23 protein-coding genes are annotated in these 24000 nt (G+C 69.3%); 3 read left to right on the plus strand and 20 right to left on the minus strand.

The genetic code is table 11. The features are described 5' to 3' along the window. Nucleotide 1: 1 nt before the first annotated feature. The 3 genes from rlmD to E2F49_RS04505 all read right to left on the minus strand — a co-directional run bounded on the left by rlmD (nucleotide 2) and on the right by E2F49_RS04505 (nucleotide 4068). On the minus strand, nucleotides 2-1339 hold the full coding sequence (gene rlmD / locus E2F49_RS04495) for a 23S rRNA (uracil(1939)-C(5))-methyltransferase RlmD (RefSeq protein ID WP_243713432.1): 1338 nt from the start codon (nucleotides 1337-1339) through the stop codon (nucleotides 2-4). Nucleotides 1340-1454: 115 nt separating this feature from the next. After that, the gene (locus tag E2F49_RS04500; RefSeq protein ID WP_055248412.1) at nucleotides 1455-2054 is read right to left on the minus strand and encodes a YdbL family probable chaperone protein; all 600 of its coding nucleotides are present in this window, start codon (nucleotides 2052-2054) and stop codon (nucleotides 1455-1457) included. A 31-nt stretch (nucleotides 2055-2085) separates the two neighbouring features. Next, entirely contained in the window at nucleotides 2086-4068 is a 1983-nt protein-coding gene (locus tag E2F49_RS04505) for a hypothetical protein (protein WP_133392780.1), read from the minus strand. A gap of 77 nt (nucleotides 4069-4145) precedes the next feature. On the opposite strand from E2F49_RS04505, the gene E2F49_RS04510 reads away from it, so the two are divergent. Continuing rightward, nucleotides 4146-4886, plus strand: a complete 741-nt coding sequence (locus E2F49_RS04510; protein ID WP_055248416.1) for a response regulator transcription factor — start codon at nucleotides 4146-4148, stop codon at nucleotides 4884-4886. 3 nt (nucleotides 4887-4889) lie between these two features. Here E2F49_RS04510 and recO read toward each other — a convergent pair whose 3' ends face one another. The 10 genes from recO to rpoE all read right to left on the minus strand — a co-directional run bounded on the left by recO (nucleotide 4890) and on the right by rpoE (nucleotide 14133). After that, nucleotides 4890-5606 (minus strand): DNA repair protein RecO, encoded by a 717-nt coding sequence (gene recO, locus E2F49_RS04515; protein ID WP_133392781.1) that lies wholly within the window; start codon nucleotides 5604-5606, stop codon nucleotides 4890-4892. Between the two features lie 19 nt (nucleotides 5607-5625). Beyond that, nucleotides 5626-6060: a GFA family protein gene (locus tag E2F49_RS04520; protein ID WP_055248420.1), complete on the minus strand. Its 435-nt coding sequence runs from the start codon at nucleotides 6058-6060 to the stop codon at nucleotides 5626-5628. A 13-nt stretch (nucleotides 6061-6073) separates the two neighbouring features. After that, the gene (gene era / locus E2F49_RS04525; RefSeq protein ID WP_133392782.1) at nucleotides 6074-6976 is read right to left on the minus strand and encodes a GTPase Era; all 903 of its coding nucleotides are present in this window, start codon (nucleotides 6974-6976) and stop codon (nucleotides 6074-6076) included. 58 nt (nucleotides 6977-7034) lie between these two features. After that, nucleotides 7035-7718, minus strand: coding sequence for a ribonuclease III (gene rnc, locus E2F49_RS04530; RefSeq protein ID WP_133392783.1), 684 nt, complete (start codon nucleotides 7716-7718; stop codon nucleotides 7035-7037). Continuing rightward, nucleotides 7702-8082 carry a DUF4845 domain-containing protein gene (locus tag E2F49_RS04535; protein WP_055248426.1) on the minus strand — a complete coding sequence of 127 codons (381 nt, stop codon included), beginning with the start codon at nucleotides 8080-8082 and terminating at the stop codon, nucleotides 7702-7704. Before E2F49_RS04535 ends, rnc begins: the two co-directional genes overlap by 17 nt. A 28-nt stretch (nucleotides 8083-8110) precedes the next feature. Beyond that, complete coding sequence (lepB, locus tag E2F49_RS04540) at nucleotides 8111-8905, minus strand: signal peptidase I (protein WP_133392784.1); 795 nt, start codon at nucleotides 8903-8905, stop codon at nucleotides 8111-8113. A 52-nt stretch (nucleotides 8906-8957) separates the two neighbouring features. Continuing rightward, complete coding sequence (gene lepA, locus E2F49_RS04545) at nucleotides 8958-10754, minus strand: translation elongation factor 4 (RefSeq protein ID WP_165971157.1); 1797 nt, start codon at nucleotides 10752-10754, stop codon at nucleotides 8958-8960. Between the two features lie 165 nt (nucleotides 10755-10919). Then, nucleotides 10920-12464, minus strand: coding sequence for a Do family serine endopeptidase (locus E2F49_RS04550; RefSeq protein WP_082387458.1), 1545 nt, complete (start codon nucleotides 12462-12464; stop codon nucleotides 10920-10922). 95 nt (nucleotides 12465-12559) lie between these two features. After that, nucleotides 12560-13510, minus strand: coding sequence for a sigma-E factor negative regulatory protein (locus E2F49_RS04555; RefSeq protein ID WP_133392786.1), 951 nt, complete (start codon nucleotides 13508-13510; stop codon nucleotides 12560-12562). Continuing rightward, nucleotides 13507-14133 (minus strand): RNA polymerase sigma factor RpoE, encoded by a 627-nt coding sequence (gene rpoE / locus E2F49_RS04560; RefSeq protein ID WP_055248432.1) that lies wholly within the window; start codon nucleotides 14131-14133, stop codon nucleotides 13507-13509. The genes E2F49_RS04555 and rpoE overlap by 4 nt, the downstream gene beginning before the upstream one ends. A 247-nt stretch (nucleotides 14134-14380) precedes the next feature. Between rpoE and E2F49_RS04565 the strand changes: the two genes are divergently transcribed. Then, nucleotides 14381-16462 carry a 3-hydroxyacyl-CoA dehydrogenase NAD-binding domain-containing protein gene (locus tag E2F49_RS04565; protein ID WP_055248434.1) on the plus strand — a complete coding sequence of 694 codons (2082 nt, stop codon included), beginning with the start codon at nucleotides 14381-14383 and terminating at the stop codon, nucleotides 16460-16462. A 44-nt stretch (nucleotides 16463-16506) separates the two neighbouring features. Here E2F49_RS04565 and E2F49_RS04570 read toward each other — a convergent pair whose 3' ends face one another. Beyond that, nucleotides 16507-17082, minus strand: a complete 576-nt coding sequence (locus E2F49_RS04570) for a TetR/AcrR family transcriptional regulator (RefSeq protein WP_055248436.1) — start codon at nucleotides 17080-17082, stop codon at nucleotides 16507-16509. A gap of 97 nt (nucleotides 17083-17179) precedes the next feature. On the opposite strand from E2F49_RS04570, the gene E2F49_RS04575 reads away from it, so the two are divergent. Next, a complete protein-coding gene (locus tag E2F49_RS04575; protein ID WP_133392787.1) occupies nucleotides 17180-17413 on the plus strand; it encodes a hypothetical protein in 234 nt (77 codons plus the stop codon). Between the two features lie 45 nt (nucleotides 17414-17458). Here the strand turns inward: E2F49_RS04575 and E2F49_RS04580 are convergent, their stop codons facing one another. The 6 genes from E2F49_RS04580 to E2F49_RS04605 form a co-directional block, all read right to left on the minus strand. Then, nucleotides 17459-17818, minus strand: coding sequence for a PilZ domain-containing protein (locus tag E2F49_RS04580; RefSeq protein ID WP_055248440.1), 360 nt, complete (start codon nucleotides 17816-17818; stop codon nucleotides 17459-17461). A gap of 22 nt (nucleotides 17819-17840) precedes the next feature. Further along, entirely contained in the window at nucleotides 17841-18773 is a 933-nt protein-coding gene (locus E2F49_RS04585; RefSeq protein WP_133392788.1) for a DNA polymerase III subunit delta', read from the minus strand. Then, entirely contained in the window at nucleotides 18770-19414 is a 645-nt protein-coding gene (tmk, locus tag E2F49_RS04590; protein ID WP_133393455.1) for a dTMP kinase, read from the minus strand. The genes E2F49_RS04585 and tmk overlap by 4 nt, the downstream gene beginning before the upstream one ends. A gap of 5 nt (nucleotides 19415-19419) precedes the next feature. After that, complete coding sequence (gene mltG / locus E2F49_RS04595) at nucleotides 19420-20598, minus strand: endolytic transglycosylase MltG (RefSeq protein ID WP_133392789.1); 1179 nt, start codon at nucleotides 20596-20598, stop codon at nucleotides 19420-19422. A gap of 91 nt (nucleotides 20599-20689) precedes the next feature. Then, on the minus strand, nucleotides 20690-22039 hold the full coding sequence (locus E2F49_RS04600; RefSeq protein WP_133392790.1) for an aminodeoxychorismate synthase component I: 1350 nt from the start codon (nucleotides 22037-22039) through the stop codon (nucleotides 20690-20692). Between the two features lie 29 nt (nucleotides 22040-22068). After that, the gene (locus E2F49_RS04605) at nucleotides 22069-23964 is read right to left on the minus strand and encodes an ATP-binding cassette domain-containing protein (protein ID WP_133392791.1); all 1896 of its coding nucleotides are present in this window, start codon (nucleotides 23962-23964) and stop codon (nucleotides 22069-22071) included. Between the last annotated feature and the right edge of the window lie 36 nt (nucleotides 23965-24000).

Raw genomic sequence — 24000 nt, forward strand, 5'->3', positions numbered from 1 at the left:
CTCAGCGCTTTTCGAACAGCGCGATGGATTCCACATGCGCGGTCTGCGGGAACATGTCCATGACGCCTGCGTCGGACAACGTCCAGCCGCGCTCGTTGACCAGATAGCCGGCATCGCGCGCCAGCGACGCCGGATGACAGCTGACATAGACGATGCGGCCGAACTGTTCGAGCGGCAGCTGGCGCAGCACGTCGATCGCGCCCGAACGCGGCGGGTCGAGCAGCAGCTTGTCGAAGCCCTGGCGCATCCACGCGGTGCCGCGCTGGTCCTGGGTCAGGTCGGCCGCATGGAATTTCGCGTTCGCCAGCCCGTTGTGCACGGCATTTTCCCTGGCCCGCGCGACCAGTCCGGCCTCGCCTTCCACGCCGACCACTTCACGCACGCGCCGCGCCAGCGGCAGGGTGAAGTTGCCGAGGCCGCAGAACAGGTCGAGCACGCGGTCGTCCGGCTGCACGTCCAGCAGCTCGAGCGTGCGCGCGATCATCGTCTCGTTGAGTCCGGCATTGACCTGGATGAAATCCAGCGGACGGAACTTCAGTTCGACGTCCCAGTCCGAAAGACGGAACGACAGCGCAGGCGCTTCGGGCCACAGGGCGTGCACGCTGTCGTTGCCGCCCGGCTGCAGGAAGATCGCCATGCGATGCGCCTCCCCGAACGCGAGCAGCTTGGCGGTATCGGACTCGCTCAGCGGCTGCAGGTGCCGGAACACCAGCGCGATGCCGTCGAAGTCGGGCCGCGGATCGCCGGCGATGAACTCGACCTGCGGCAGGGTCGCTCGCGCGTCCATGCTGTCGATCAGCGCCGACAATGGCCGGATGATCGCCGCGATCGGCTCGATGACCGTGTGGCATTCCTGCAGGTCGGCGACGAAGCGCGGGTCGCGCTCGCGGAAACCCACCAGCGTCGCGTCCTTCTTGTCGACCCGTTTGACCGAGAAGCGGCCCTTGCGGCGATAGCCCCAGGCGCGGTCGACGATCGGCGCCATCCAGCGCTTCGGCGTCACGTGGCCGATGCGCTCGAAGTTCTCGCGCAGCACGCGCGCCTTGGCGAGGATCTGCTGCTCGGCGTCGAGATGCTGCAGCACGCAGCCGCCGCAGGTGCCGAAATGCCGGCAGCGTGGCGTGATGCGATGCTCGGACGCGCGCAGCACTTTGAGCGTGCGCGCCTCGTCGAAGCTGCGCGAACGTGCGAACCGCTGGGCGACGACCTGCTCGCCGGGCAGCGCGCCGGTGACGAAGACCGCCTTGCCGTCGGGCAGGCGTCCGACGCCGCGGCCATCGTGGGTGAAGTCGAGAATGTCGACCTGGAAAGGGGTCTGGTCGAGACGTTTGCGGGCCACGTGGCGAAGGCTGCGTGCGGAATGGCCGCGTATTGTCGCAGAAGCCGCCCACGCGTCGGCCTGCAACGCAAAGGGCCGCCCGCAGGCGGCCCTTCCATATAGTCGCGGTGCTTGGTTACTTCTGGGTCCAGTTTCCGCCCTGCTGGTACCACCACCCCGCACGTGCACTCTGGATCCACTGGCGCGCGAAGACGTCACGGATCTGCGCTTCCCACTCCGGGTGTCCATTGGCGACGGCGATCTCGCGATACACCGCCTGGCGGTCGCGATTGTCGTCGGCGACTGCGGCGTTCACCGCCACGCGATCCTTGATCGGCAGCTGCGAGGCATCGCGCACGACGATGGTGCCGTTGCCGCCGAAGCCCAGCGCGCCGGAATCGAAATGCGGTCGCAGCGTGCCGTTGAAACGCTGTTCCATGCGCGCCTGGATCGCCTGGATCGCCGGCGTGCGGATGCTGATGTCGGGCGTCTGCGCCTGGGCGCTGCCGATGCCCAGCAGCATCCAGGGATCGAAGCGCGGCGTCGTACCCGCCATGCCACCGCCCGGCACGGTCGCAGGCGGCACGTCGCTGGCGGGCGCCTGGTCGCCGATGACGTTCTCGACGAACTCGCGCGCGGCCTCTTTCGCTTCGGCCGCGGGAAAATAGACATTGATCGTCACGCAGGCGGTCAACGCCAGTGCGGCGACGGCCGGCAAACCCATCCAACGCGCCATCGGTGCTCTCCTGTGAATGTTCCGGTGCCGGTCACTCGATGACCGGTGCGACATCGCCGCCGGCGGCGGCCGCGAGACGTTCGACGAGGACCGGCCAATCGACATCGCGATTGAAGCCGACGACATCGAGCCGCGGCAGTCCCGCGCCGTCGACGATAGTAAAGGCGTTGCCCTCTGAACGCAGGCCGCCCATCCGGCAGACCTCGTTGCGCAGACGGCAGGAAATGCCGATGCCGCGATAACCGAAATCGTCGAACAGTGCGATCGCCCGGCCCTGCAGCGTCGTCACGAACGAGGCGTCGCCGACGCTGGAAATGTCCTGCACGGCGCGCTGGCTGATGCGCTGGCGCACGCCCGGCGCAGGCTCGGTATGCAGTTCGGCCTCGAAGGCGGTCGCATTCCAGTCGACCAGACGCAGGCCGTTGATGCGCCCGTGCAGACGACCTTCGATGCTGCCGAAGCCGAACACGCCGGTGAGCGCCTGCAGGTCCAGCGACGCCAGGGCCAGATCACTGGTGACCGTCGGCAGGACGCCGAACGGACGTTCGATCGCGAGCGACGACACGTCGATGCGTCCGTCGAACAGATCCATCGACAGGCCGCCATCGAAGTCGATGCGGTTGTCGGCATAGCGCACCGTCGGAATGCGTCCGGCCAGCATGCCTTCGAAGGCCGGCCAGTCCAGCGTCTTCGCCAGCACGCCGATGTCCAGCGCATCGAGCCGCAGCGCGGTCTGCATGCGTAATCCGGCATCGGCGGCTGGCGGTTCGATCTGCAGCGACTCGAAGCCGATTTCGCCGCCCAGGAACGAGAACGCCACGGGCTCGCGCAAGCGCAGCAGACCGTCGCCGCTCTCCAGACTCCAGGCCGCGGCATCGAAGGGCATGCCGTACAGCGCGCCGCCACGCCAGGCAAACGCACTGCGCACGGGACGGGTGGCCGAGTAGCGCACCGCGCCGTCGAGGCGGTCGAAGCGGAAGCGGCCTGCGGCATCGCCGATGTCGAGCCTGGCGAAGGCGAGATCGGCAGCGCGCAGCATGTCGTCCCCGACATCGATGTTGGCGTCGAAACCGCCGGCCATCGACAGTCCGGACAGGCCCGCCAGTCCCAGCCAACCCGACAGGTAACGCGCGGGCAATGCCGCGGTGTCGCGGCTGAAGAGGTGCAGGGACAGCTGCCGGATTCCCAGCTCGGGCGTGAGTCGGGCCGCGCCATCGATCTGCAGGGCGTCGCCGTCGCGCCATTGCAGGCGCGGCAACCGCCACTCGGCGGCTCCGGAGCGGGCGACATCGATGCCCAGCCCGATCGGCGCCTGGGGCAGCGCGACATACGCGTTGCCGAACAACAGTTCGCCGCCGCGCAGGCGCCCGTCGACACGCGCGGCCAGCGCGTCGTCGGGCAGCGCCGTGCGGATCGCCAGATCCGCGTCGAGATCCCCGGCCGCCACGCTGCTGTCCGCAGTCTCGAGCGCCAGCCCGTCGATGGACAGATCGGCATCGACCTGCAACGGACGCGATGCCGGCGTTTCGATCCGCACCGCGCCGTCCAGCGATCCGGCGGTCAGCCGCGCGTCCGACCAGCCCGCGCGGACCAGCGCCTCCACCCACGCGGCGGGCACCCGGCGCAGATCGATCCGGGTCGAATCGGGCGCGGCGGCGTTGCGAGCGAGCGCAACGCGGGCCGGACCCGAGGACAGCGCGACCGACGTGGTGGCCGCGTCCAGCACCAGCGCCAGCTGCATCGGCGGGCTGCCCCGCCCCTGCAGCGGTCCCTCGCAACGCCAGCGGGTGTCCTCGCCCGTGGACTCGCGTCGCAGCGGGCAGCGCCAGTCGACGGTCTCGAAGCGCCAGCCCAGCGCACCGGCATCGATCGTGCCGGCGCGCAGCCGCAGACGGCCTTCAGGCGCGTCCGCAGGCCAGTCGAGTGAAAGCCGGACGTCGCGAAGCGTGATGCCGGCCGCCTGCACCGTGTCGATCCGTGCCTGGATCGACTGCGCCGACGCTCCGATCGGCACAAGGGCCAGAAACAGGGGTAGGATCGTCCGGACGGGAAGCGGCATCGCCGCAGGATACCCGCCACATCGAGGACGCGATGAACCGATTGCTGCTGGTCGAGGACGACCCCACAAGCCGCAGTTTCCTGCAAGCCGCCAGTGCCGCCCTGCCCGCCGAAGTCGATATCGCCGACTCCGTCGAAGCGGCCTACGCGCTGGCCACCACCAACGCCTACGACGCCTGGCTGATCGACGCCAATCTGCCCGACGGCACCGGCAGCGGCCTGCTCGCCCGTCTGCGCGCGGACGGGCGCGACACGCCCGCGATCGCACACACCGCGGCGCGCGAACGGCGCGAACTCGACGCGCTGCGCGCCGAAGGGTTCGCCATCGCGGTCAGCAAGCCGGTCGCCACCGACGCCTGGCTGGGCGCGATCCGCCGCGTGCTGGTGCGGCGCGCCGCGCAGCGGGCACGTGCGCCCAGTGCGCCGGTGCCCGATGCACGCCGCAGTGGCGACGCGCCGCTGTGGAACCGGGAAACCGCGCTGGCCGCGGTCGGCGGCGACATGCGCAACGTTGAGGGGCTACGCGACCTGTTCGTCGGCGAGCTGGACGGCACGCGTCAGCGCATCGCCAAGGCCGCTGCGTCCGGTGACGACGTCGCGATGCAGGCCGACCTGCATCGCCTGCGCGCAGGCTGCGGCTTCGTCGGGGCCGAGCGGCTCGGGCTCAGCGCCCGTGTGCTGCATGCCGATCCCGCCTCGCCGGCGGCATTGCAGGAATTCCTGGCCACGCTCGACGCGACGCGCGCCAGCGCCCACGCGATCGCCAACGCCTGAGGTCTAGCGCCGCGACAGGCTCGCGGCCAGCTCCCAGGATTTCAGTCCGCGCGGACCGAGATGATGCGCGAGTACGCTGCGCAAGGCGCGACGCAGGCTCGCCATGTCCGCAGGGTCCGGCGCGATGTCGGCCGCCAGCGCCAACAGCGCCTGTCCGGTCGCGGCGGTGCTGCGCTCGCTGGACTCGCCATCGCGATGCAGCCGTCGGGGACCGTGCTCGGGGTCGAGCCGGTAGCGGGCCATGGGGTCGATGTCCGCGCCGTCGCCGTCGCTGGTGTACTCGAATCCCAGGCCGATCGCCTCGAGCAGATCGCGTTCGAACCGGCGCAGCGTCCACGCCAGTCCATCGAGCGGCAGGCGCCGGCGGACTTCGGCGAATGCGGCGTAGAGCTCCGGTGCCGGGTCCTGCCGCGGTGCGAGCCGCAGCACCAGTTCGCTGACGTAGAAGCCGGCCAGCATTGCATCGCCGCTCAGGCGCGGCGCCACGTCCAGTGCCTCGGCCGTGCGCAGTTGCGCCAGCTCACCGCGCAGCAGCGCACTCAATCGCACGTGCTGCAGGGGCTGCAGGGCCGCGCGCAGCACCTGCTTCTTCGGCCCCTGCACGCCGCGGGCGACGAGCCCGAGGCGACCATGCTCCAGCGTCAGGACCTCGACCAGCAGGCTGGTTTCCCGCCACGGCCGCGCATGCAGCACGAACGCGGGCTGGTCCTCGATGCGCACGGATGCGGCGCCGGCAGACTCAGCCGCCGCCGATGCGGGCGAAGAATTCCTCGCCGGTCAGGTGTTCCTCGGGATCGGCCAGCGTGTACCACCCGGGCTTGGCGTCGACGAAGATCTCCGACTCGAAGCGCGCGCCGGGGATTTCATCGAAGAGACCCGCCGCGACGAAATGGCCGCCGTCCCCGATGGTACGGAAGAACAGGCTGCTGCCGCAGGTCGCGCAGAAGGCGCGCTCTGCCCATTCCGACGACGCGAACCGGTGCACCAGCGACTCGCCCGATTCGATGCGCACGTCGGTGCCGGCCAGCAGCACCATGGCCGGGCCACCGTGGAAGCGACGGCAGGCGCCGCAATGGCAGGCATGCACGTCGTGCGTGCCGGCCGCCACGCTGAGCGTGACGCCGCCACACAGGCAGTGACCGTGCAGTCGCTCCGCACCGGCGGTCCCGCTCATGCCCGCATCTGCCTCACTCGCCATAGCCGAGCGCCTTCAACGCGGCCTCGTCGTCGGACCAGCCCTCGCGCACGCGCACCCAGGTTTCCAGGAACACCTTGGCATCGAAGAGCCGCTCCATCTGCAGGCGCGCCTTGGTGCTGATTTCCTTGAGCCGCGTGCCGGCCTTGCCGATGACGATGGCCTTCTGGCCCTCACGCTCGACCCAGATCACCGCGCCGATGCGCAGCATGGTGCCGTCGACAGTGAAGCTCTCGATCTCGACCGTGGTCGCGTACGGCAATTCATTGCCGAGCTGACGCATCAGCTGCTCGCGGACCAGTTCGCCGGCGAGGAAGCGCTGGCTCTTGTCGGTGATCTCGTCCTCGCCGTACAGCGCGTCCTGCTGGGGCAGCAAAGGCATGACGGTCGAGGTCAGCTGCTCGAGCCCCTTGCGCTTGAGCGCCGACAGCGGCACGACGCCGGCGAAATCGCGGCCTTCGCTGACCGTCTGCAAATAGGGCAGCAGCGCGGTCTTGTCCTTGATCCGGTCGACCTGGTTGACGACCAGCACCACCGGCACGCCGGCCTCGTGCAGCGCATCGAAGGCCAAGCTGTCCTCGTCGTCCCAGCGCCCGGCCACGACGACCAGCAATGCGGCGTCGACGCCTTCGAGCGCGCCACGGGCGGCCCGGTTCATGATGCGGTTCATCGCGCGCTTCTGCTCGCGGTGGATGCCCGGCGTGTCGACCAGCAGCAGCTGGCCCTGCGGGAACGTCGCAATGCCCAGCAGGCGGTGGCGCGTGGTCTGCGGCCGGTTGGAGACGATGCTGACCTTGGCGCCGACGAGGGCGTTGACCAGGGTGGACTTGCCGACGTTGGGTCGGCCGATGACGGCGACGAAGCCGGCGTGGTGGGGCGTAGGGGAATCGGTCATGAGCGGCATTCTAAGGCCTGCCGTCGCCAAGGCCCGCGACGGCCGGCGAAAGCGAGGCTCAGCGCGCCGTTTCGAGCTGGCCGATGACCGCTTCGGCGGCCTGCTGCTCGGCGGCGCGGCGCGAACTGCCCTGCCCCTCGGCGGCGATGCCCGCTTCGACCAGTGCGCAGCGCACGTGGAAGGTCTTGGCGTGTTCCTCGCCGCTTTCCGACAACAGTTCGTAGACCGGCAGCGCCTTCTGCCGCCCCTGCAGCCATTCCTGCAGGCGGGTCTTGGCGTCCTTGGCCACGCGCCCCCCGGCGAGCGCGACGAAGGTCTTCTCGAACAGCGGCAGCACCACGTCGCGACAGGCATCGAGTCCGGCATCGAGATAGACCGCCGCGATCACCGCTTCCAGCGCATCGGAGAGGATCGAATCGCGCCGATGGCCGCCGGATTTCAGTTCGCCCGCGCCCAGTACCAGCCGCGGGCCGAGCTCGAGTTCGCGGGCGACGGCGGCCAGCGAGGACTCGCGCACCAGTTCGGCGCGGGCACGGGTCAGCGTGCCTTCGTCGGCGGACGGCCATCGGGCGAACAGCGCCTCGGCGATCAGCGCACCGAGGATCGCGTCGCCGAGGAATTCCAGACGTTCGTTGTGCGGGGCGCCGGCGCTGCGATGCGTCAGCGCCTGGGTCAGCAGGCCCGGATCACGGAAGACGTATCCGGCGAACCGACCCTGCTGGCGATCAAACTCCGTCGCCACCGCGGGTCAGCATCTGGGTCGCGTGGAACTTGCCCACGACGTCGAGGTTGAACACCAGCGGGCGGCGCACTTCGTACTGCACGTCCATCTGGTAGCCGTTGTCGGCGCGCCGGATCTTCACGTGCTCGGGCTTCACGTTGTCCGAGTAGCTGATGTACAGCCGGCGGAAAAACAGATCCTGGATCTTGGCCGGGTCCGCCGAGGCGGTGCCCGGGTCGGTCGCCAGCCCCTTGAGTGCGGCTTTGACGCTGTAATACTCCGAATACATCGGGAACAGCTTCATGCCCACGTAGGCGAAGAAGCCGACGACCGCCAGGACGATGATGAATCCCAGCAGGGTGATGCCGCGTTGCGTGCGTTTCATGGACGTCCCCTCGAGCCGATGCTGTTGGTCACTTGATGCTCTGACCGATCCTTCCCCAATCGACCCAGCCCGGTGCGGCGGAATCGACATTCATCCACACCAGGAACGCCTTGCCGCGCAGCTGGGTCTCGGGAAGCGTACCCCAGAAGCGGCCGTCGTCGCTGCGGTCGCGGTTGTCGCCCATGACGAAGTAATGGCCCTGCGGCACGTGGAAGCTGCCCTCGCCCAGATGGAACGGCGCGGCCTGGTCGATGTGCAGGATCTGATGGCTGCGGCCGGGCATCTGCTCGGTGTAGACCGAAGCGCCGGTCATCTCCGCGCCGCGACCCACGCCCTCGTAGGTGCCGGTGCGCTGGTACGCGAACGGCGTGCCGTTGACGAAGACCTGGTTGTCGCGGAACTCGACCGTGTCGCCCGGCAGGCCGACGACGCGCTTGATCCAGTCCTGGTCGGGGTGCTGGGGTGGGCGGAACACCACCACGTCACCGCGCTCGGGCTCGCCGATGTCGATGATCTTCTTGTTGGTGATCGGCAGACGGATGCCGTAGCTGAACTTGTTGACCAGGATGAAGTCGCCGATCAGCAGCGTCGGCATCATCGAACTGGACGGAATGCGGAAGGGCTCGGCGACGAAGCTGCGCAGGATCAGCACCACGAACAGCACCGGGAAGAACGCCTTCGCATAGTCGACGACGATCGGCTCCTTCTCCTCGAGCAGGCCGGCGCGACGCGCGCGCGCCTTGGCCAGCACCAGCTTGTCCAGCAGCCAGATCACGCCCGTCAGGACGGTCAGCACGACCAGCGCGGTTTCGAACCACTTCATGCAGCATCCTCAGCTGAGCGGGGCCGGACGGCCGCCGCTATGAAAACACGGATCAGGACTCGCGCGACGTGCTCAGCACCGCCAGGAACGCTTCCTGCGGAATCTCCACGCGACCGACCTGCTTCATGCGCTTCTTGCCTTCCTTCTGCTTCTCCAGCAGCTTCTTCTTGCGCGAGATGTCGCCGCCGTAGCACTTGGCCAGCACGTTCTTGCGCAGCGCCTTGACCGTGGTGCGGGCGATGATCTGCGCGCCGATCGCGGCCTGGATGGCCACGTCGAACTGCTGGCGGGGAATCAGGTCCTTCATCTTCTCGGTCAGCTCGCGGCCGCGACGCTCGGCATGCGTGCGATGCACGATCAGCGAGAGCGCATCGACCTTGTCGCCATTGATCAGCGTGTCCACGCGCACGAAGGGGCCGGCCTGGAAGCGCAGGAAGTGGTAGTCCAGCGACGCGTAGCCACGGCTGACGGACTTGAGCTTGTCGAAGAAGTCCAGCACCACTTCGGCCATGGGCAGCTCGTAGCTGATCTGCACCTGGCTGGCCATGTAGGTGATGCCGATCTGCACGCCGCGCTTGTCCTCGCACAGCTTGATGATCGCGCCGATGTAGGCCTCGGGCGTGAGGATGTTGGCGCGGATGATCGGCTCGCGCACTTCCTCGATCAGGTTCGACTGCGGCAGCTTGGCCGGGTTGTCGAGCGGCATGACCTCGCCGTCGGTCTTGAGCACTTCGTAGATCACCGTCGGCGCAGTGCTGATCAGATCGAGGTCGTACTCGCGCTCCAGGCGCTCCTGCACGATCTCCATGTGCAGCATGCCGAGGAACCCGCAACGGAAGCCGAAGCCCATCGCCTCGGAGCTTTCGGGTTCGAAGCGCAGCGCGGCGTCGTTGAGGCGCAGCTTGTCCAGCGCCTCACGCAGGTCCGGGTAGTCCTCGGCGTTGACCGGGAACAGGCCGGCGAACACGCGCGGCTGCATCTCCTGGAAGCCCGGCAGCGGCTTTTCGGCCGGCTTGCCGGCAAGGGTGAGCGTGTCGCCGACCGGCGCGCCGTGCACGTCCTTGATTGATGCGGTGATCCAGCCCACCTCGCCCGCCTTGAGCGCCTGCAATTCCTTGCGCTTGGGCGTGAACACACCGACCTTGTCGACGTCATGCGTACGACCGGTCGACATGACCTGGATCTTGCTCTTGGGCGTGATCTCGCCCTGCATCACGCGCACCAGCGACACGACGCCGAGGTAATTGTCGAACCAGGAGTCGATGATCAGCGCCTGCAGACGATCGGTATCGCGCGGCTTCGGCGGCGGAATGCGGTGCACGATCGCCTCGAGCACTTCCTCCACGTTGAGACCGGTCTTGGCGCTCACGGCCACGGCATCTTCGGCGTCGATGCCGATCACTGCCTCGATCTCGGCCTTGGCTTTTTCGATGTCGGCCGTGGGCAGGTCGATCTTGTTGAGCACCGGCACCACTTCCAGGCCCTGCTCGACCGCGGTGTAGCAGTTGGCGACCGACTGCGCTTCCACGCCCTGCGCCGCGTCGACGACCAGCAGCGCGCCTTCGCACGCGGCCAGCGAACGGCTGACCTCGTAGCTGAAGTCGACATGGCCGGGCGTGTCGATGAAGTTCAGGTGGTAGATCTGCCCGTCGCGCGCCTTGTACGGCAGCGAGACCGACTGGGCCTTGATCGTGATGCCGCGCTCGCGCTCGATCGGGTTCGAATCGAGCACCTGCGCTTCCATCTCGCGCGCCTGCAGGCCACCGCAGAGCTGGATGATGCGATCGGCGAGCGTCGACTTGCCGTGGTCGACGTGGGCGATGATGGAGAAGTTGCGGATGTTCCGCATCGGATCGTGGGTCATGGGCGGCGGCCGGGCCGTCGTCGAAAAGATAACGGGCGATTATCGCACAGGGGCCACGCACCAGACGGCCCGGCGGATTCCGCGACTGGCGCCGGATACGCAACGGCCCGCACGCGGCGGGCCGTTGTCTGCATGCGCAGCGTGGCGGACTCAGCGTTCGGCGGTTTCCGATAGCGTGACCGCGCGGTACTGGGTGGCGCCGTTGCGGCCCCGGACGAGCAGCATCACCGTGTCGCCCGGCTGCAGGTCGCGCAGCGCCCGGTCGAGCGCGGCCGCGCTGGCGACCGGCGTGCGACCGACGCGCAGGATCACGTCGCCCGGCGCGATGCCGGCGCTGGCCGCGGCGCCACGTCCGGCATTCGCCACCAGCACGCCTTCGTCGTTGCCCAGCCCATACTGGCGACGCTGCGCGGCGTCCAGATCACGCCCCGTCAGGCCCAGCGCGTTGCCCGACGACTGCGACGGCGACGCAGCGGACGGCGCCTGGGTGCCGGCACGACCGGCCACCGACTCGTCCAGCTGGCTCAAGGTCACGTCGATGTCGCGGGTGCGGCCTTCGCGGAACACCGACAGCTTCACCTTCGTGCCCGGCGCCTTGTTGCCGATCAGCGGCGGCAGATCGCTGGAGGTGTTGATGCGGGTGCCGTCGACCGAAAGGATCACGTCCAGCGGTTCGATGCCCGCCTTCTCGGCCGGGCTGCCCGGCTGCACGTTGTTGACCAGTGCGCCGCGCGTATCCGACAGACCGACCGCCGACGCTTTCTCGGCGGTCAGCAGTTCCACGATCACGCCGACCTGCCCGCGCTGCACCGAACCGGTCTGCTTGATCTGCTCGGCGACGTTCGCGGCGATGTCGATCGGAATCGCGAAGCTCACGCCCATGTAGCCGCCGGAATTGCTGAAGATCTGCGAGTTGATGCCGATGACCTCGCCGGCAACGTTCAGCAGCGGACCGCCGGAGTTGCCCTGGTTGATCGGCACGTCGGTCTGGATGAAGGGCACGTAGCGCTGGTCGGCGTACTGGTTGGAACGCGCGACCGCGCTGACGATGCCGGCGGTCACCGACTGCTCGAAGCCGAAGGGCGAGCCGATCGCGACCGCCCACTGTCCGGGCTTGACGCTCGCGCCGTTGCCGAAGCGCAGCGTCGGCAGGCCGCTGGCCTGGATCTTGAGCACGGCGACGTCGGACTCGGCATCGCTGCCGACGACCTTGGCGTCGAATTCCCGACGGTCCGACAGGCGCACCTTGACCGTGTCGGCGCCGTCGACCACATGGTGATTGGTCAGCAGATAGCCGTCGGCGGAAATGATGAAGCCGGTGCCCATCGCGCGGCCGCGCGGCGCACCGTCGCCACCGCCGGGGCCGCGCGGGCCGCCCGGCATCTCGAAGCCGGGGCCGAAGAAGCGGCGGAAGATCTCGGGAATCTGCGCATCGTCGGGCATCTGCTGCCCTCGCGTCTGGCGTGCGCCGATCGTCGTCTCGATGCTGACCACCGCCGGCGCGACGCGCTCGACGAGGCGGGTGAAATCGGGCAGACCGGTGACCAGCGGCGCTTCGGGTGTCGCGGACACGCTGGCGGCCGTATCGGCGGGCGTCTGCGCACCGGACTGCGCGGTCGCGTTCGGCAACAGGAAGGCCGTGGTGCCGGCCGACAGGACGGCGACCAGCGACACCGCAAGCAGGGACTTCTTCATCGAGGACATGGCGGACTCTGGGGGAGCGGATCGGGGCGATGAACGGCCGCGGCGCACGCACCGCCGCGGGTCAGCTCAGGCAATGCGCTGCGCGCTCAGTTCACGACGCGCAGTTGCGGGCGATACGTCGGCGCGGCATCGGCCGGATCGACGGGGAAACTCGGCAGCACGTTGCTGGCCTGCACCGGGGGCGCATCCCACGACGGCGCAGCGAACCCGTCGCCGTAGCGCACCGAGAAACTGCTGTTGGCCGACAGGGCCGACGCCTTGGGCCACGGACGCGACACTGCGGGCGCCTGCGGCAGACCACCGGCATCCGCAGCCGCCGCGAATGCGCGTGCGGAAGACTCCGACAGCGGCGCAACCGGCTGGCGCGACGGCGCGGCGGTTGCGACACGGCGCCCGGACTCCTGGCGCGCCTGGACGTTGCGCACCGCGGCGCGCTGCGACTGGCCACGCGATGCGCGATCGCCGGCACTCCGGCGCGGCGCCTCCGCCACGGCCAGCGCGACCGACGCCGCCGTCGCGGCGGTGGCGATGTCGGGAGACGCCGTCAGTGCGGATGCATCCGCCGTTGCGTCGATCGCAGGCACCGCAGCCGGCACGACCGGCGCGGCATCCGCGACCAGCGGCGCCGCATCGTCGGCGTCCTCGAAGGACGCACCCGGCCGCCCGACGAACAGCGCAACCAGCGCGACCGAGGCAGCCAGGGCGGCACCGCCGCCCCAACGCAGCAGGCGTGGCCGCCTGGCGACGGCGACCGGCGCGACGACAGCCCCGTCGCCTGCCGCGATGCCGCGGGCGATGCGCTCGGCGAAATCGGGCGGCAGCAGGGAGACCTGACGGCCGCGCAGCACGTCGCCGCAGACCTGCCAGCGCTCGAAGCAGCCGGACAGTTCCGCATCGTGTTCGAGCCGGCGGCGCAGGAAACGCGCCTCGTCCTGGCCCAGTTCGCCATCGAGCAATGCCGACAGCTGCAGGCGGTTGAGCCGCTCCAGCCGGTCGGGATCGGGATGCAGGGCATCGAATTCGTCGGCAGTGTTCATCGGGTCACGCGCTCCACTTGTCTCTCGTTGTCCATCAGGGGCCGCAGTTCGCGATCGATCGCGTCGCGTGCCCGGAAGATCCGCGAACGCACCGTGCCGATCGGGCAGCCCATGCGTTCGGCGATCTCGTCGTAGCTCAGGCCATCGACCTCGCGCAGGTTGATCGCCACCCGCAATTCCTCGGGCAAGGCTTCGACCGCGCGCATCACCGTTTGTTCCAGCTGTTGGCGCATGAGTTCGCGCTCGGGCGTGTCGCTGTCGCGCAGGCGGATGCCGCTGTCGAAATGCTCGGCGTCCTCGACGTCGATGTCGTCGGTGGGCGGCCGGCGGTTGTGCGCCACCAGATGGTTCTTGGCGGTATTGACCGCGATGCGGTGCAGCCAGGTGTAGAACTGCGCGTCGCCGCGGAAGTTCGCCATCGCGCGGTAGGCGCGGATGAACGTTTCCTGCGCGACGTCCTGCACTTCGCTCCAGTCCGACACGTAGCGCCCGATCAGCGCCGCGATCCGGTGCTGGTACTTGCGCACCAGCAGGTCGAACGCGGCGGTGTCACCGCCCTGCACCCGCTTGACCAGTTCCTCGTCCAGTTGAATCCGCTCCTGGCTGTCGTCTCGGTCGACCATCGGGCCGGATCTCCTTGCGGGCCCGGCTGGTCCGGGCGTTATGACAGGGCGCTGCGCGAAAAGTTCCGTCACAGACGGTGTGGCATCGTCGCCGCTCCGCGATGCATTCCTTGGGGCGACGCGTCCGTGGCGCAAGTCGCCTGCCGCCACGCGATGGTCAAACGCCGCTTTCAAGCGCTGATTTGACGCCGCCGAAGCATCCTCGGGATCATAGGCGGATTCCCCATACCGACAAGAATGGTGCCGTATGTTCGCAGGCCTCGATGGTCTCCGCTTCAGCCACTGGCAGGTCGAATCGCGCGACGACGGCGTGCTGGTGCTGGCCTTCGACCGCGCCGGCGAATCGGTCAACACCTTCGCCCAGGACGTGCTGATCGAGCTGGACACGCTGCTCGAACGCGTGGCGCTCGATCCGCCGAAGGCACTGGTGATCCGTTCGGCCAAGGCCAAGGGCTTCATTGCCGGCGCCGACATCCGCGAATTCGCCGAGTTCGATGCCAAGGGCGTCATCGGCGATTCGATCCGTCGCGGCCAGACCACGTTCCAGCGTCTGGCCGAACTGCCGTGCCCCACGGTCGCGGCGATCCACGGCTTCTGCATGGGCGGCGGCACCGAGATCTCGCTGGCCTGCGACTACCGCGTCGCCAGCAACGATCCGTCGACGAAGATCGGCCTGCCCGAAGTCAAGCTCGGCATCTATCCCGGCTGGGGCGGCAGCGTCCGCCTGCCGCGCCTGGTCGGTGCGCCGGCCGCATTCGACATGATGCTGACCGGTCGCGCGCTGTCGGCGAAGGCCGCGCAGGCGATCGGCCTGGTCGACAAGGTCGTCGAGCCGGCGCTGGTGGTCGATGCGGCGATCGCGCTGGCACTCAGGGGCACGACGCGTCCGTTCAAGCAGCGCTTCATGGGCTGGGCCACGAATCTCTGGCCGGTGCGCCAGCTGCTGGCGCCGGTGCTGGTCAAGCAGGTTGCGCGCAAGGCCAAAAAGCAGCACTACCCCGCGCCCTACGCGATGATCGAAACCTGGCGGCGCGCTTCGGGTGACACGCGTGCCCTGCTCGGCGCCGAGCGCAAGTCCGTGGTCAAGCTGGCCGGCACGCCCACCGCGCGCAACCTGACCCGCGTGTTCTTCCTGATGGAGCGCCTGAAGGGCCTCGGCGGCAAGGCCGCGGGCGGCCAGGCGCCGATCCGGCGCGTCCACGTCGTCGGCGCAGGCGTCATGGGTGGCGACATCGCTGCGTGGTCGGCCTACAAGGGTTTCGACGTGACGCTGCAGGATCGTGAGCAGCCCTTCATCGACAAGGCCCAGGCGCGCGCCGCCACGCTGTTCGAGAAGAAGGTCAAGGACCCGGCCAAGCGTCCCGAAGTCGCGGCGCGCCTGCGCTCCGATCTCGCCGGCGCCGGCATCGCCGATGCCGATCTGGTCATCGAGGCGATCGTCGAAAACGCCGACGCCAAGCGCGGGCTCTACGCCGACATCGAGCCGCGCCTGCCCGCCGATGCGCTGCTGACGACCAACACCTCGTCGATTCCGCTCGACGAACTGCGCACGGGCGTACAGCGTCCGGGCCAGTTCGCCGGCCTGCACTACTTCAATCCGGTCGCGTCGATGCCGCTGGTCGAGATCGTGCATCACGATGCCGTCGACGAAGCCACTGCGCAGCGTCTGGCCGCGTTCTGCAAGGCGATCGACAAGCTGCCCGTGCCGGTGGCCGGCACGCCCGGTTTCCTGGTCAATCGCCTGCTGTTTCCGTACATGCTCGAAGCCGCCAGCGCCTACGCCGAAGGCATTCCGGGCAAGGCGATCGACAAGGCGGCCGTCGATTTCGGCATGCCGATGGGGCCGATCGAGTTGATCGACACCGTGGGCCTGGACGTCGCCTCCGGCGTCGGCCAGGAACTGGCGCCGTTCCTCGGCCTGCGCATTCCCGCGTCGCTGGCGACGCCGCCGGCCGAGGGCCAGCGCGGCAAGAAGGATGGCCAGGGGCTGTACACCTGGGTCGACGGCCGCGCGCAGAAGCCGGAGCTGCCGAAGGACTACAAGGCGCCCGAGGACCTGCAGGACCGTCTGGTACTGCCGCTGCTCAACGAGGCCGTCGCCGCGCTGCACGACGGCGTGGTGGCCGATGCCGATCTGCTCGACGCGGGCGTGATCTTCGGGACCGGCTTCGCGCCGTTCCGCGGCGGCCCGATCCAGTACATCCGCGACACCGGCGCCGACGTCATCGTCGAACGCCTGCGCGCCCTGCAGGCCCGCCACGGCGACCGTTTCGCGCCGCGCCCGGGCTGGGACAATCCGGCGCTGCAGCCGGTGCCGCGTACCGCCTGATGCGCGGTTGACCTCGCGGACGCGTGCGAGCGCTACCGCAGGTCCTACGCGGTATGACGCGCCGCGAGGTCCGCGGCGCGCGCCTGCAACGCATCGATCACGGCCTGCCGCTCCGACGCGCTCAGATCGAGCATCTCGAAGGCATCGCCGAAGAACAGTCCGTCGAAGGCCAGCGTCACCAGCAGCGCGTCGACGAAGTCAGGTCCAAGTTTGCGCAGGCGTTCGACGTGCGTCTGCGCGTAGCGGCGCGGGGACTCCATCAGTTCCGGCGTGTTGACCGCCGCGGCGATGAAGGACTGCGTCGCCTGCGGACCATGCAGCTTGGCTTCCATGCCCTGGCGCTGTGCGTGCACGAAGGCCTGCAGATAACCGCCGGGATGCGGGGGAAACATCGCCTCGGCGATCTCCAGATCGCTGCGATGCTGGTCCATGTGGTGCTCGACCACGCCCTTGAGCAGCAGGTCCTTGCTCGCAAAGTGGTACAGCAGCCCGCCCTTGCTCACGCCGGCTTCGCTCGCGACCGCATCCAACGTCAGGTGCGCGGCGCCGACGCGATCGGCGACCGCCAGGGCGGCGTCGAGGATGCGTTCGCGGGCATCACTGCGGGATTTACGGACCATTGGATTGGGGTTCTTGACCGGGGAGCGCGGATTCTAGACTATACCGTCCAGCCGGTTTAGTAGCCTGAAGGATCCACGAATGCTGCCCGCCTCATCCATGGACTCCAGTATTCACGCAGTCGTGCCCGACGCCTACGCGGCGATGGGCTGGATCGAAGAATTCTCCGAACTCGCGCGACTGGCGATCGACGAGGAAGACGACGAGGTTTTGCGCGCGCGCTACGAGAACGAGCTCCTCAAGCGCGCGGTCTATCTGCGCGCGGCAGGTCTGTTCGACGTGGTGGAAATCCGGCACCCGGCGCTGCGGGCGATGCTCGACGACGCGCGCTGAGCGCACATCTTCGGCCGGCGACGCCCGCACGACGCGGGCGTGGACTCACATGGTGTGGGTGGACTTCTCGGACTGCAGCGTGCCGGCGAGCAGCGTCTCGATCCGGTTCTTGACCGCCTCGCCTTCCGGCGTTTCGGCGAACTGCACGCCCACGCCCGCGGTGCGGTTGCCCTGCGCGCCGGCGGGCGTGACCCAGACCACCTTGCCGGCGGTCGGCAGGCGGTCGCTGGATTCGGGCAGCGTCAGCAGCAGGAACACCTCGTCGCCGAGGAAATAGCGCTTGGGCGTCGGCACGAAGATGCCGCCCTGCTTGAGGTAGGACATGTAGGCGTTGTACAGCGCGGCCTTGTCCTTGACGGCCAACGACAGGATGCCCTGGCGTGCGCCGGCAGCAGTTGCGCTCATGGTTCGGTTCCCAGCGGACGAGTCAGGTGCGGGCGACGGTGCCGCGCCACGCGAGCAGCAGCTCGGTGATGGCGAGATCGGCGCGCACCGTTGTCCTCAGGAGGTCGCGGGTGCGGTTGGCGGCGTCGAACCACGCGGCCAGCTTCCCGATTCCCGCGACATCGGTCAAGCCGGATGCGCGCGCAAGCGCAAGGTCGGCCGCGTGCGCGATGCGTTCGGCCGCATCGTCGCCACCGGCCCAGCGCTGCGCGGTGGCGACGACGGGCAGCTCGCCCTTCGCCAGCCCCGCCAGATCCTTCGCCACTTCGCGGCGCAGCGCCATGCCATCGCCCGCCAGCCATTCGGCGGCCAGGCCCGGATGTCCGCGCGCCGCGTCGAGCGCCTCGACCGCATCGCTTTCGCGATGACCGCGCGCGACCAGCCAGGCCAGCGCTTCGTCGCGCGGCGGCAGACGGAACTCGATGCGCTGGCAGCGGCTGCGGATCGTCGCGGGCAGGCGCGCCGGATTGGATGCGATCAGCCACAGGTGACGACCGGGCTGCGGTTCCTCCAACGTCTTGAGCAACGCGTTGCATGCCGGCACGTTGACCGCATCGGCCGGGTCCACGATCGCAACCTGGGCACTGCCGTACTGCGGCGTCAGCGAGAGCTTGGACGACAGCTCGCGGATCTGCTCGATGACGATCTCGGTGCGCAGCTTCGTGCCGTCCTTGGTCGGCACGAAGGATACGTGGTGGAAATCCGGATGCGTGCCCGCGGCCAGCAACTGCGCGACGCGCGCATCGCGCCCGGCGCCGAGCACGTGCGCGGCCAGCGCATCGGCGACGGCGCGCTTGCCCAGACGCCCCGGGCCGCAGAACAACAGCGCGTGCCCGAGGCGTCCGCCGTCGAGTGCGCCGCGCACCTGTTCGTGGATGCGCGTCTGCCACGGGGCGAATGCGGCGCCGGCGCTCACGCGGCCTCCCGCGCCGCCAGCAGCACGCGCACCGCATCGCCCGCAACGACGTCGGCGCTGCGGGTGGCGTCGATCACGCGGATGCGCTGCGGCTCGGCCTGCGCGCGGGCGAGGAACGCGCTGCGCACGCGCTCGAAGAAGGCGTCCTGTTCGGCTTCGATGCGGTCCGGAAACGCGTCGCGCCCGCGGGCGCGCTCGCGCCCCTGCTGCACCCCGAGATCGAGCAGCAGGGTCACCGCAGGCGCGATGCCGACGTGCGCCGCCTCGAGCGCAGCGATGCGCGCAGGATCGATCCCGCGGCCGCCACCCTGGTAGGCATAGCTGGAATCGGTGAAGCGGTCGCTGATGACCCATGCGCCACGTTCGAGCGCCGGCACGATGGTCTCCTGCACGTGCTGCGCGCGCGCGGCGAACATCAGCAGCAGTTCGGTGTCCGGACGTGCAGGCTCGTGGCCCGGGTCGAGCAGCAGGCCGCGGATCAGTTCGGCCAGCGGCGTGCCGCCCGGCTCGCGCGTGCAGACGACCTCGTCTCCATCGGCGGCCAACGCATCGCGCAGGGCACGCAGGACGGTGGTCTTGCCGGCACCCTCGCCGCCTTCGATCGTGACGAAACGCGGATACGTGCGCAGCGCGCGCTGCATGCCGGTCATTCCGCGTCTCCGGTCTCGCCGGTCGCCGCTTCCACCTCGACCTCGTTCGGCGGCGCGGCATCGCCGCCCGCGGCCGATTCGGCCGACTGGCCACTGCTGGCGTTGCCGCTGCCGAACTTCGAGCGGTAGCGGCGCACGTACTCGCGCACCGCGACGTTGTGCGCGGCATAGGTCGGCGAGAACACGTGGCGACCGCTGCCGTCACCGACCGCGACGAAATACAGCGCGTCGCCATCGGCCGGATGCGTGGCGGCCTCGATCGCCGCGGCACCGGCCATCGCGATCGGCGTCGGCGGCAAGCCGTCGCGGGTGTAGGTGTTGTACGGCGTGTCGGTCTGCAGGTCGCGGCGGCGGATGTTGCCGTCGTAGGCGGTGCCCATGCCGTAGATCACGGTGGGATCGGTCTGCAGGCGCATGCCGACCTTCAGGCGGCGGTTGAACACGCCGGAGATCGCCGGGCGCTCTTCGGCAATGCCGGTCTCCTTCTCGATGATCGACGCCAGCACCAGCGCCTGCTCGCGATCCTCGAGTTCCAGCCCGTCGGCGCGGGATTCCCAGGCGCGGTCGAGTGCGGTTTCCAGTGCGCCGTTCGCACGCCGCAACAGATCCACGTCGCTGTCGCCGGTCGTGTAGAGATAAGTCTCGGGCAGGAAGCGGCCTTCGGGGTGCACACCGGCCTTGCCCAGCGCCTCCATCAGCGCGGCGTCGTCGAGTTCCTGCAGCGTCTGCACCAGCGGCGTCGCACGGCCGAGCGCGGCGCGCAGCTCGCGGATGTTCCAGCCCTCGACGATGGTGAAACGGTGATGCACGACCTTGCCGTCGCGCATGCGCACCAGCAGCTCGCGCGGCGTGGTCGTCGGGCCCAGCGGGTACTCGCCGACCTGGATACGCGCATCGGCGCCGAGCTCGCGCGCCAGCAGTCGCCACTCCAGCGCGTGTCCTTCGACCGCGCCTGCGTCGCGCAGACGCCCGAGCACACGCGCGAAGGAATCGCCGCGCGCGACGACCAGCGTGCCGCCGTCGGCGAGCCCGGACAGCGGCGCATCCGCAAAGCGCGCGTAGCGGGCATGCAACACGAAGGCGGCAACCGCCGCGACCAGCGCGACAAGCACCAGCCCGGCCAGCAGGATCTTGAGAAAGCGCCGGCGGGGACGCGGTGTTGCGGTCTCGGTCATGGGCGACAGCGGCCGTCGATGCAAAGGCGGGCGTGCAGGATACCGTGGCCCGTGCAAGGCGATGCAGTGACGCGGTCCCGCGACGCGAAGATCAGCCGGCCAGGCCCAGCGCCCGCAGCGTGCCGCGCGCCTTGGCCCGGGTTTCGTCGAGTTCGCGATCGGGATCGGAGTCGGCGACGATGCCGGCGCCGGTGCGGAAGCGCGCGCTGTCGCCTTCGACCTCCGCGCTGCGGATCAGGATGTTGAGATCGAGGTCGCCATCGCGGTTGAGCCAGCCCATCGCACCGGTGTAGGCGCCCCGGCCCTGCCCTTCGAGTTCGGCGATGATCTGCATGCAGCGCACCTTGGGACAGCCGGTGATCGTGCCGCCGGGGAATACCGCGGCGATCGTGCGGCCGGGCGTCGCGTCCTCGCGCAGGCGGCCGCGCACGTTGCTGACGATGTGGTGCACATGCGCGTAACTTTCCACGCACATCAACTCGTCGACCTCGACGCTGCCCGGCACGCAGACGCGGCCGAGATCGTTGCGTTCCAGATCCACCAGCATCACGTGCTCGGCACGTTCCTTCGGATGACCGACCAGTTCCTGCACGCGGGCGACGTCGTCATCGCCGTCGAAACGCGCGCGCGTCCCGGCGATCGGACGGGTTTCGACCAGATCGCCGCGCACCGACACCAGCCGCTCGGGCGAGGCGCTGGCGACCGCCCAGCCCGCGCCCTGCAGCAGGCCGGCGAACGGTGCGGGATTGTGTTCGCGCAATCGCGCGTACAGCGCCGCCGGTTCGAGCGCGCCTTCGAAGCGCGCGGTCCAGCCGCGCGACAGATTGGCCTGGAACACGTCGCCGGCGCCGAGGTAATCGAGGACGCGACGTACGCCGTCGGTGAAGCGCGCTGGCACGTCCTCGTCCAGCGACACCGGACCGGTCCAGCGTGCGGGCGATGCCGCAGACACCTGCGCGGCGTCGACGAGCTCAGCCAGAAGTGCTTCCGCGCCGGCCTCGGCCACCGCGATGCATTCGCCCGTCGCGTGGTCGCGCAGTACTGCCGCCGGGCAGCGCCAGGCGACCGCGACCGGCAGGCCGCCGATCGCACGCGGCAGGTCCAGCACCGGTTCGACCTGGCCGGCGAGCTCGTAGCCCAGATACAGCGCCCAGCCGCCGCGGAATGGCCAGCGCGGTTCCTCGCGCGGCATGCGCAACGCCGACCACGCGGCGTCGAGCGCATCGAGGAACGGCGCGTCGACGTCGCTGCCGGCCTCGCTGCGGGTGACACCGTCCACGCCGAGCTCCAGCCGCATGCCGTCGGTCGCCAGCAGCAGGTCCCAGCGCGCATGCGCGGTGCCGTGCGCGACCGACTGCAACAGCAGCGGATGCCGCGCGGGCGCTGCGCGTTGCAGCGCCAGCAGGTCGGTCTCGACGGGAAGCGGCTGGGTGATCAGCACGGCGGTGCGTCCGGAAAAGGTGAAACGGCTCAGGCGTCGAGTTCGGTCCAGCGCAGGTAGGCCGCGTCCAGCGCGTCCTGCGCCTGCTGTAGCGCCTGGCCGTGCGCAGCGATCGCGGACGGTTCCCGCTGGTAGAAACCGGCGTCGGCCATTTCGCCGGTCATCGTGGCGATCTCGGTTTCCAGCGCGTCGATGCGCGCGGGCAACTGCTCGAGTTCGCGCTGGTCCTTGTAGCTGAGCTTGCGCTTCGCCACGACCGGTGCCTCCGCGGCGGCGGGTGTCGAGGCGGCCTGCACCGCGCTCGCCGCCGACTTCGGTGCCAGCGTGGTCGCCGGCAGCGCCTCGCCGGGCTGCGGGCGCTGGCGCAGCCAGTCCTCGTAGCCGCCGATGTACTCGCCGACGTGGCCCTCGCCTTCCATCACCAGCGTGGACGTCACCACGTTGTCGAGGAAATCGCGATCGTGGCTCACCAGCAGCAGCGTGCCGGGATAGTCGGCCAGCAACTCTTCGAGCAGCTCCAGCGTCTCCACGTCGAGATCGTTGGTCGGTTCGTCCATCACCAGCAGATTCGACGGCTGCGCGAACAGCTTGGCGAGCAGGAGACGGTTGCGCTCGCCGCCCGACAGGCGGGTGATCGGCGCGCGCGCGCGTTCGGGCGTGAAAAGAAAATCCTGCAGGTAGCCGATCGCGTGCTTGCGGGTGCCGTTGATCTCGACGAAATCCTGGCCTTCGGCGACGTTCTCCAGCGCGTTCCAGTCCTCGCGCAGGGTCGCGCGGTACTGGTCGAAGTAGGCGATCTGCAGCTGTGTCCCCGAGCGCACCTCGCCGGTCTGCGGCTGCAGTTCGCCCAGCAGCAGCTTGAGCAACGTGGTCTTGCCGGTGCCGTTGGCGCCGATCAGGCCCACGCGGTCGCCGCGGAAGATCGTCGTGGAGAAATCACGGATCAGGGCGCAATCGCCGAATCCGAAGCTGATGTCCTTGAGCTCGACGACCTTCTTGCCCGAATTGCCGGCCGACGCGGCGGCCATGCGCACATTGCCGGTGAGGTCACGGCGCTGGGCGCGCTCGACACGCATCGCCTTGAGACGGCGCACGCGGCCTTCGTCGCGGGTGCGACGGGCCTTGATGCCCTGGCGGATCCACGCCTCTTCCTGCGCCAGCAGCTTGTCGAAGCGCGCCTGCTCCTGCGCCTCGGCGTTGAGGCGTTCCTCGCGACGGCGCACGTAGTTGTCCCAGTCGCCCGGCCAGCTGGTCAGCTTGCCGCGGTCGATCTCGATGATGCGCGTCGCCAGCGAACGCAGGAAGCGGCGGTCGTGGGTGACGAACACGATCGCGCCGGGCCACTGCTTGAGGAAGCCCTCGAGCCAGTCGATCGCGGCGATGTCGAGGTGGTTGGTCGGCTCGTCGAGCAGCAGGATGTCCGGCGCAGACACGACCGCGCGCGCCAGCAGCACGCGGCGCTTCATGCCGCCCGAAAGTCTTGTGAACGCGGCATCGCCGTCGAGCTGCAGGCGTTCGAGCACCTCGGTCACGCGCTGGTCGATGCGCCAGCCGTCGAGCGCCTCGATGCGCGACTGCACCTCGGCGAGCGCGTCGTAGTCCTCGGCGTGCAGCAGGCGGTGGTACTCGGCCAGCGCCGCGCCCGCCTCGCCCAAACCGCCGGCCACGACATCGAAGATGCTGCCGTCGGCGCCGGCCGGCACCTCCTGCTCCAGACGCGTGACGCGCACGCCCTGCTCGCGACGGATCTCACCATCGTCGGGCTTCAGTTCTCCGTCGATCAGGCGCATCAGGGTGGACTTGCCGGCACCGTTGCGGCCGATCAGCGCGATGCGCTCGCCACGTTCGATCGACAGTTCGACACCGTCCAGCAGCAGGGGGCCGCCGACGCTGTAGTCGACGGCATTCAAGGTCATCAAAGGCATCCGGCAATTCTACCGGGTCGCGGTGTGGACGATTGA

The organism is Luteimonas terrae (assembly GCF_004358165.1).
GTDB lineage: Bacteria > Pseudomonadota > Gammaproteobacteria > Xanthomonadales > Xanthomonadaceae > Luteimonas > Luteimonas terrae.

Bases quoted from the DNA above. Each gene is read 5' to 3' on its own strand.
- E2F49_RS04500 (WP_055248412.1), bottom strand. From the start codon at position 2,054: ATGGCGCGTTGGATGGGTTTGCCGGCCGTCGCCGCACTGGCGTTGACC.
- E2F49_RS04510 (WP_055248416.1), top strand. From the start codon at position 4,146: ATGAACCGATTGCTGCTGGTCGAGGACGACCCCACAAGCCGCAGTTTC.
- E2F49_RS04520 (WP_055248420.1), bottom strand. From the start codon at position 6,060: ATGAGCGGGACCGCCGGTGCGGAGCGACTGCACGGTCACTGCCTGTGT.
- era (WP_133392782.1), bottom strand. From the start codon at position 6,976: ATGACCGATTCCCCTACGCCCCACCACGCCGGCTTCGTCGCCGTCATC.
- E2F49_RS04535 (WP_055248426.1), bottom strand. From the start codon at position 8,082: ATGAAACGCACGCAACGCGGCATCACCCTGCTGGGATTCATCATCGTC.
- lepB (WP_133392784.1), bottom strand. From the start codon at position 8,905: ATGAAGTGGTTCGAAACCGCGCTGGTCGTGCTGACCGTCCTGACGGGC.
- lepA (WP_165971157.1), bottom strand. From the start codon at position 10,754: ATGCGGAACATCCGCAACTTCTCCATCATCGCCCACGTCGACCACGGC.
- E2F49_RS04550 (WP_082387458.1), bottom strand. From the start codon at position 12,464: ATGAAGAAGTCCCTGCTTGCGGTGTCGCTGGTCGCCGTCCTGTCGGCC.
- E2F49_RS04555 (WP_133392786.1), bottom strand. From the start codon at position 13,510: ATGAACACTGCCGACGAATTCGATGCCCTGCATCCCGATCCCGACCGG.
- rpoE (WP_055248432.1), bottom strand. From the start codon at position 14,133: ATGGTCGACCGAGACGACAGCCAGGAGCGGATTCAACTGGACGAGGAA.
- E2F49_RS04565 (WP_055248434.1), top strand. From the start codon at position 14,381: ATGTTCGCAGGCCTCGATGGTCTCCGCTTCAGCCACTGGCAGGTCGAA.
- E2F49_RS04570 (WP_055248436.1), bottom strand. From the start codon at position 17,082: ATGGTCCGTAAATCCCGCAGTGATGCCCGCGAACGCATCCTCGACGCC.
- E2F49_RS04575 (WP_133392787.1), top strand. From the start codon at position 17,180: ATGGACTCCAGTATTCACGCAGTCGTGCCCGACGCCTACGCGGCGATG.
- E2F49_RS04580 (WP_055248440.1), bottom strand. From the start codon at position 17,818: ATGAGCGCAACTGCTGCCGGCGCACGCCAGGGCATCCTGTCGTTGGCC.
- tmk (WP_133393455.1), bottom strand. From the start codon at position 19,414: ATGCAGCGCGCGCTGCGCACGTATCCGCGTTTCGTCACGATCGAAGGC.
- mltG (WP_133392789.1), bottom strand. From the start codon at position 20,598: ATGACCGAGACCGCAACACCGCGTCCCCGCCGGCGCTTTCTCAAGATC.
- E2F49_RS04605 (WP_133392791.1), bottom strand. From the start codon at position 23,964: ATGCCTTTGATGACCTTGAATGCCGTCGACTACAGCGTCGGCGGCCCC.